Source organism: Microcoleus sp. Pol11C2 (assembly GCF_036701505.1).
In the GTDB taxonomy this organism is placed as follows: Bacteria; Cyanobacteriota; Cyanobacteriia; order Cyanobacteriales; family Microcoleaceae; genus Microcoleus.
In genome coordinates this window covers 25051-33611 of record NZ_JAUBQX010000067.1, presented here as the reverse complement: position 1 = coordinate 33611, position 8561 = coordinate 25051, and the positions used below count along the sequence as shown (strand labels likewise).

3 protein-coding genes are annotated in these 8561 nt (G+C 48.3%); 2 read left to right on the top strand and 1 reads right to left on the bottom strand.

Features of this window, described 5'->3' with window-relative positions; genetic code table 11:
* Nucleotides 1-4255 (top strand): FG-GAP-like repeat-containing protein (locus QUA42_RS25045; protein WP_333141035.1); only part of this gene is annotated, 4255 nt, incomplete at its 5' end.
* Nucleotides 4256-4281: 26 nt separating this feature from the next.
* On the opposite strand, the gene QUA42_RS25040 is transcribed toward QUA42_RS25045, so the two are convergent.
* Nucleotides 4282-4452 carry a DprA-like winged helix domain-containing protein gene (locus tag QUA42_RS25040; protein ID WP_333141036.1) on the bottom strand — a complete coding sequence of 57 codons (171 nt, stop codon included), beginning with the start codon at nucleotides 4450-4452 and terminating at the stop codon, nucleotides 4282-4284.
* A gap of 355 nt (nucleotides 4453-4807) precedes the next feature.
* On the opposite strand from QUA42_RS25040, the gene QUA42_RS25035 reads away from it, so the two are divergent.
* Nucleotides 4808-8561 (top strand): DUF4347 domain-containing protein (locus QUA42_RS25035; protein WP_333141033.1); only part of this gene is annotated, 3754 nt, incomplete at its 3' end.

Genomic DNA, 8561 nt, shown 5'->3' with positions numbered 1-8561 from the left:
AGTAGTTGTCGAGCCGCCTGTAGAGCCGGTAGTAGATCCGGTAGTAGTTGTCGAGCCGCCTGTAGAGCCGGTAGTAGTTGTCGAGCCGCCTGTTGTCGAGCCGCCTGTTGTCGTCGAGCCACCAGTCATCGTCAATCCGCAACCGCCAGTCACTACAGGAACCGGCAACCCAAACATATTCCCGATCGGAATACCGAGATATCAGGAAATTCCCTTGTTAATACCGAGATCTAATGCTCGGTATGGGGCCGGCGCTCTGACGACACCTGGTTTTGTCGGCGCTAATGCTTGGGGAGACTACGACAATGACGGCGATTTGGATCTGTTGGTGATGGAAGGAGGTAGTTTACAAAACAACTATTATCAATCTTTTCCCCGATCGCAATACACCCCGAAAGTGTACAGCAACGAACTTAATCAAGGCTTTAAACTAATTGATATAGGCCTGCCTACCGTTTATGGAGGTGTGATCCAGGAAAATGGGAATAATCATGATTCCAAACCTTCTGCTACGTGGGGAGACAGCGACAATGATGGTGATCTCGATATATTGCTCACAGGGGTAATTGATACTCCTCCACAAGACAACTCCACCCCCGGTTCGCCCTACACCCCCATCACCAGACTGTACCGGAACCAAAGGGTTGATAGCACTCTTCCCTATTACCCAACCTCGATCGACCCCACTAAATTTACTCTAGACACGAGGGTAAAGCTGCCGGGTATTTTCAACGGTTCCGCAGCTTGGGGAGACTACAACAACGATGGCAGAAAGGATCTCGTACTCACAGGTGACACGAGTTCAGGCTACATCGCCAAAGTGTTCCGCAACGAGCTTACTGGCTTTAACAACGGCAGTACCTTTAACTACGCCCTTACCTTTGAGGAGGAGACTGGGGCTAGCTTGCCCGGTGTTATTGGCAATGCGGCCTGGGGAGACTACAACAATGATGGCCAACAAGATATCTTGCTGACAGGCGATACCGGTTCAGCATACGTCGCAAAATTGTATCGCAACACTGGCAACGGCTTTACCGAAGAGAGCAATCCACTGCTGCAATATCAAAACCCCAACGAACCTATTAATTACGGTGCATGGGGAGACTCAAACAACGATGGCAAACTAGATATCTTGCTTACAGGTCAAAGTCAGCGTTTAAATGATAATGGTGGGCCGTACGCCCCTACCAGGGTGCTCCAGAACAACAGTTATGGGGATACTACTAGCTTTCAGGAACGTCAGACTATATGGGGGTCTAATGGTGGTCTTGGTACTTGGGGAGATGAAGACAATGATGGCAAGCTGGATATTCTGCTGACAGAACGGGATTATTCGGGTAAGAGTCTCGCCAAAGTTTACCGACAAGATGAGTCTGGCTATTTTACACCCATCGACGATCCAACGCTACCTAATAATGTTGCCAGCCCAACTTCTTGGGGAGACTACGACAAGGATGGAAGACTAGATATTGCAGTCTCGACAAGAGAGGATTCACCTGAGTACCCCTACTCTCGCAACGTTGTCAAAGTCTATCGCAACGAGACCCCTGAACCGAACACGGCACCCTCTGCACCTGAAGGTTTAAATTACCCTCAGATTACTCAGGAAGGAGTTTTCTTAAGTTTGCCTGGAGGATGGGGGAATCAGCTCGACGCTCAAACTCCAAATCAGGGTTTAAGCTACAACCTGCGAGTTTGGACTAATCGTCCCAATCCCTTCGGTGGCGGCGATGTTAAAGAGTACATTGTTGGCCCGATGTCCCTTGATGATGGAACTCGGCAAGTAGTGCAGTTGGGAAATGTCAACCAAGCCAACAGCAGCAGCAACTACTACTCCCCTGGTTGGCTGTTAAAACCAGATTACTTAATCCCTGGACAAACTTATAACTGGAGTGTACAGGCGATCGACAGTGCTTGGGCTGGTTCCCCGTTTGTTGAAGGACAAAGTTTTACATTTACAGCCCCCGATATCAAGCCAACGCTTACCATCAGCGCTACGGATGCTAATGCTGCGGAAACCATCTTTCCACCCGAAGAACCCAATCCTGGAAAATTCACTATTACCCGTACTGGTGGCAGCCTAGCTGGTCCGCTGGATGTCTACTACAAGTTCGATAATCTATCCGATAATAGCTACACTCCTATAGCCGGTACTGCCATACCAGGTATCGGTATGTATGGAGATTACGAATTGTTTTCCGACTCCGAGTCCCGTCAACCCTCCCAACCCCGTCAGGCGTTGCCTATCAACCTGTTTGGCAGCAACATGATCACCATTCCAGCAGGTAAGCGCAGCGTCAACATAGATGTGGATGTCTACAACGACAGCCTAGTAGAAGGCGACGAGAGAGTGTTTATCAGCTTAGATCCTATCAGCAACTACAACAGCCAGATAGGCGAGTCCTCTAGTGCTACTGTGACGATCGCGGACAACGACCCCAACTACCCGTCAGGTGTGAATCGTCCTCCAGAACAGCAGATTAACCTAGGCGGTCGGTACACTGCTCTCAATGTAGAGGTTCCTAACGTCTACACAGACCCGGATGGCGACCTACTCACCTACACACTAACCCGGTCTGACGACAGCTCATTACTGAGCAATCCGAACAGCAGTTGGCTTGGATTGTCGTTTAACTCTGCCAATAACAGCATCACGTTCACCGGAACTCCCCCAAGCAACGGGGAAAACTTCTACGCCAAGTTAACAGCAACAGACCCTTATGGTGCGAGTGCTAGCCAGAAAATTTACGTAGTGAAACAAGGAAATGGCTGGGTGATTGACGGTTATATCTCCGGTGCAACTCTCTTCCTCGACGCCAACAAAAACGGCGTCCTCGACACCAACGAACCATCCACCACAACCGATTCAGGCGGTAAATTCAATCTCAATATCCCCTTCGAGATTTTCGACACCAACAACAACGGAGAAATCGACCCATCAGAAGGCAATCTAGTAGCCACCGGAGGCACTGACACCGCCACCGGCTTACCCCTAGAAACACCAGTCACCGCACCCCCAGATGCGAGTGTCGTCACCCTCCTAACCACCTTAATCGCCGACTTAATCGACAAAGGAATTGAACCAGAAGAAGCACAATCTTTAGTCAAAGCCGCCCTTGGACTCCCGGCTGATGTTGACCTGACTAGCTTAGATCCGATCCTCGCTACCAATAACAACCAACCGGGCGGCGTCGAAACTTTAGTCGCAATGGTGAAAGTCCAAAACTTCATCACTCAAACCAGCGCTTTGATTGACGGTGCTTCCAGTGCAGTCAATACCGATATTGTCAAAGCTGTTGTCAGTTCAATTACGGCTCAAATTCAATCCGGTACAGTCTTAAATCTCAGCAATGCAGCAGCCTTAGAACCAATAATTCAGCAATCCGCTGCTAAAATCCAGCAAATAGACCCCAGTTTCAACAGCCAACAAGTCAGCCAAATTACATCGCAATCCGCGACAGTAATGGCAACAGCCAATCAGCGCATAGATGCGGCTGTCTCCAACCCAACAGCAACATCAATTCCTGAATCACTTGCCCGCCTCCAACAAGTAGCTTTGGGCCCAACAACTCAAGACTTCAAAGAAGTTGGTACGGGAAATAAACCTATTTCCCAGCTCGTTGCTGACAATACAGGTACTGCTTTAGATAGCAGAATTGAAGCTGTAGTATTGCCGACTGGGGTTGCAACTCCTGTTGTCAGCGGCGATGCGGATTTAGGCAGCAATTCTCCCAATGCAATTCTCGGTACGAATGGCGACGATATCCTGACGGGCGACAGCGGGAATAATGTGTTGATGGGGATGAGGGGCAATGATTCCCTCGATGGAGTTCTGGGAAATGACACACTTTTCGGTGGCAAAGGTAGCGATACAATGCTCGGAAGTAGCGGTGATGATGCCTTGCTTGCCGGTCGCGGTGCTGACATTTTGAATGGCGATGATGGTAATGATATTCTTTACGGAGGTAAGGGCGATGATTTGCTGACGGGCGGTTTGGGAATTGATAGTTTGATAGGAGGAATGGGAGTAGATAAGTTCTTACTCTCTACCAATTCGGGTACTGATACTATTACTGATTTTGAAGTCGGTAAAGACTTGTTAGTATTGGGTAACGGGTTGAGCTTCTCCCAATTGGCGATTAGTCAAGATAGCGGTGCAACATTAATCCGGTTTGCTCAAACAGGGGAGATTTTAGCTTCTCTGGGGGGTGTTTCTGCTAGCAATATTAGTGCAGCTAATTTCGGATTGATTTAAGAGCGATTTGGGTGTATGGCACGGATTCAGACATTCCGATAAACTCGTGAGTACGAGAGTACGACAGGGGTTAAAAACCCCTGTCTCATAGAAACTAATCCCAACAATTCCAAGTGCAAAAGTATACTATGAACTGTTCCCGCTTCTAATCCAGACGCTTCCACAATTGTATCAAAAGAACTCGGCCCTGATGCGATCGCACAGCGTCTTCCACAATTCTCTCTAACTCTGCTACTAAACCTCCCAGCCTCTACTCCTACATTCTCCTGCCCATACTCAGCAGGGAAACTAAAATATTTAAGTATAATGATACTTGCTATTGAAGTTTTTTTGTGTTATATTCGCCACCTGGCACGGGATGATCCGTAATATTATTTAATAAAATTCCCCATCTTTATCCAGACTTTAATTAAACAGATATTTATAAAGAAAACTTTATATAGATTTTCTCAAAAAACAGTTATTGTTACTACAACATTCAGGATATAGTTTCGGACGAAAGTCGCGAAACAGGGGAATCATTGTCTTTTTTTAGCTATTAGTAGGTGCAGTATGCCAAATTTAAATAATCAAGTTTCACCAAGTGCGATCGCCTTTATTGATACTCTAGTAGAAAATTATCAAAGTTTAGTCGCGGGGGTAAAAGCGGGTACGGAAGTAGTCGTTTTGGATGGGAACCGGGATGCGATCGACCAAATTACTGAAATTTTAGGCGATCGCAGCAATATTGACAGCATTCACATCATTTCTCACGGCAGTTCAGGCAGCTTGCAACTCGGCGACGTTCGCTTTAGTTTAGATGATATAGAGTGCGATCGGCAGGATCTACAGCAGTGGTTTTCGCCACAAACCGACTCAATCGGCCAAAATCGACCGAATATCCTGCTGTATGGGTGCTGTGTAGCAGCAGGCGAGACAGGTAAAGCATTTGTCAAACGCTTGAGTCAGTTAACCGGGGCAAGAGTTGCAGCTTCCGAAAACCTCACGGGAAGTGTAACAAAAGGCGGAGACTGGGAACTGGAAGTCAGAACCGGGAAAATAGAAACGCCACTGGTATTTGCACCCGAAGTATTAGCGGGTTACGAGTACGTTTTGAACACCTTCGGTGCGGCGACAAATATTGGTGCAGGGACAAATCCCTACGGTATTGCTACGGGGGATTTTGACCTGGATGGCAAACCAGATTTAGCTGTAACAAACCAAGGATCTGACACTGTTTCCATCCTGTTAGGAAATGGCACTGGTGGCTTTAATCCCGCGCCTATTCCTAGCTTGGCGGCGACACGTCCTACATCGATCGCGATCGGCAATTTTAACAACGATAATTTCCCTGACTTAGCAGTAGTAGGTAGCGGCACTGGTGGCGCCCTCTCAATTTTCTTAGGAAATGGTACGGGCGGTTTTGGCAGCCCCACTCAATATCCCACAGGAGTATCTCCTATCTCGGTTGCAGTTGGGAAGTTTAACGGGGACAACTTTTCAGACGTAGCAGTAGTAAATGCAAACCCTACCAGTCCCTCTGGTACTGTCACAATTTTGCTGGCAAATAGCAGTGGCAGCGGGGCATTGAATTTCAACACTAACTTGAGCGCGCAGTCAATTCCCGCTTTCATGACAGTGGGGGACTTTAACGGAGATACTTTTTCCGATTTAGCGGTGCCCAACAGTGTATCTAACAACATTTCTATTTTTTTAGGGAATGGCACTGGCAACTTTGGTGCAGCTACTAATTTTGGGGCAGGGCAAAATCCAAATTCGATCGCCAATGGGGACTTTAACGGAGACAATTTCCTCGACTTAGCCGTAGTTAACACCGGCTCTAACAATGTGTCAATTCTATTGGGAAATGGCACGGGCGGCTTTGGCACCCCTACTAATTTTAGCGCGGGGACAGGGCTGCAAGGCGTTGTTGCGAATGACTTTAGCGGAGACGGCAAACTTGACTTAGCAGTAGGAGGCACCAGCGGCGCTGCAATTTTAGTAGGCAATGGCAGTGGCGGTTTTAGTACAGCCATTAACTTTGCTGCGGGCACAGATCCAACTTTCATTATTGCAGGCAACTTTAATGCTGATACTCTCCCTGATTTGGCACTAGCGAACAACAGTTCAGATAACGTTTCGGTGCTGCTGAATACACCCAATACGGTATCCTTCGTTCCTCCCAAAATAGGTAACACTTACAACGTTAATGAAGGCGCGACCGACACAGTAATTGATGTCCCAGTTACTATCAGCGGTGGCACTCCCTTAAGTGATGTAACTGTACCAATTGTCATCGATCCCAGCAGCACTGCTACTCAAGGTGCAGACTACACTCTTTCAACTACATCCCTTACTTTCTCGGCAGGCACTACTACTCTCACCCAGAATATTGCAGTAACTATTAAAGCTGACAATATCGTTGACAGTAACGAACAGTTAGTCCTCAATTTTGGCACAATTACAGGCGGTGTGGCAGATGCGAGTCAAGGAAAAGTGGCAATATTGGACAGGAATAGTTCTTATTCAATTGTCGCCGACAATCCCACAGTTACCGAAGGCAATTTCGGCAAAACTCCTGCTACATTTACCATTACTCGCAATGGCAGCACGGAACTTTGGAGTACGGTAGATTATACGATCGCGGGAACTGCGACTAACGGCAGCGACTACAATAATATCGGCGGCACTTCTGGCGCAACTGCTGCTACTGGCAAAATTACTTTGGCAGCGGGCGAAACATCCAAAACTATTACTTTGGAGGTGTTGGGGGATGGATTAATTGAACCTGACGAAACTGTTGCAATTACGCTATCGAATCCTGTTTCACCGGGTGGCGCGCCGACAATCCCGACACCAACTGCTACAACTACCATCACAAATGATGACGCTGCCGATTTCAGCATTGCACCTACGAACATCACTGCTACAGAAGGCGGGGCAACTGGCAGTTACAAAGTCAAGCTAACTTCGGAACCGACGGCACCGGTTAATATTAGCTTTAATACTGGCAATGCAATTAGCCCGATCGCCCAAATTACATTTGACAGCACTGACTGGAATGTTGAAAAGACTGTCACTGTTACTGCGATCGACGACAATGTAGCACAAGGAACCCACAGCGGCACGATCGCTCACACAGTTACCAGTAGCGATGCCAGTTATAACGCCAAAGCGATTCCCGATGTGACGGCATCGATTACTGATAACGATAGTCCCGGTGTTTCCATCGTGCAATCGGCAGGCAGTACAAATATTGCTGAAGGCGGTGCAGCGGCTACCTACGGAGTGGTTTTGACTACCGCACCTGCTGCCAACGTTACCATTAATTTTGCCACGGGCAGTCAAATTAGTGCGATCGCACCTTTGACTTTCACCCCCACTAATTGGAATGTTGCTCAAGATGTGACCGTTAGTGCGATCGAGGACAGCATAGCCGAAGCAACCCACAGCGGCACGATCGCTCACACTTCTGTCAGTGACGATACTTTGTATAATGGGCTGACGATTTCTCCTGTAACTGCCACGATTGCTGACAACGATACCGCAGGCGTGACTATTTCAGCTACGAGTACAACTGCTACCGAAGGCGGTGCAACAGGAGGCATTTACAGCGTTAAGTTAAAATCCGAGCCGCTGGCGCCTGTGACGGTTAGTTTCGCTACAGGGGAGCCAATAAATCCGATCGCCCCAATTACTTTTGACAGCACTAACTGGAATGTGGATCGGACTGTCACTGTTAGTGCGATCGATGACAGCATAGCCCAAGGAACCCACGGCGGCACGATTACTCACACTTCTGCCAGCACCGATACTAAGTATAATGCGCTGACGATTTCTCCTGTGACTGCCACGATTGCTGACAACGATACCGCAGGTGTGACTATTTCACCTACGAGTACAACTGCTAACGAAGGCGGTGCGGGTACGTACAGCATTCAACTAACTTCTGTGCCCACGGCGCCAGTGACGATTAGTTTCGCCAATGGCAGTCAAATTAATGCGATCGCTGATGTTACTTTTGACTCTACTAACTGGAATATCCCGAAAGCAGTGACTGTAACCGCTACAGACGATGCGGTTGTGGAAGGAAATCATACAGGCAGTATTTCTCATACGGCTGTGAGTGCTGATACTAAGTATAGTGCGCTCCCGATTCCGGGCGTGACAGTGGCGATCGCTGATAACGACACTGCACCGCTAGTAGTTGTCGAGCCGCCTGTCGAGCCGGTAGTAGTTGTCGAGCCGCCTGTCGAGCCGCCTGTCGAGCCGGTAGTAGTTGTCGAGCCGCCTGTCGAGCCGCCTGTCGAGCCGGTAGTAGTTGTCG